At 44.7% G+C, this 237-nt stretch carries 1 protein-coding gene; it reads left to right on the forward strand.

The genetic code is table 11. The features are described from left to right. Positions 1–27 precede the first annotated feature (27 nt). Positions 28–237 (forward strand): hypothetical protein (locus CI595_RS26510; protein WP_205728132.1); only part of this gene is annotated, 210 nt, incomplete at its 3' end.

The following is a 237-nucleotide window of genomic DNA, read 5'->3' on the forward strand; positions in this document are numbered from 1 at the left end:
AGGCTAAGTGCAACAGTAGGAGCTATCGTGAAAGCTTTCGAGAATTTTATTGCAGTCATCGCGCCGGTTGTACTTGCATTTGCTCTAATGGATCCCTTTTCAATATGTGGTAAAGCGGAGTTTAGCACAACACTGGAAACTGGTATAATCATAGGCAAAAAGGAGGATTTGCCTATGGAACCACGAATGGAACTTATTAACAGCGTTTTGGCAGCAATGACAGCGTTGCTGGCGGCG

This window comes from Blautia hominis (assembly GCA_002270465.1).
GTDB classification, from domain to species: Bacteria; Bacillota; Clostridia; order Lachnospirales; family Lachnospiraceae; genus Blautia; species Blautia hominis.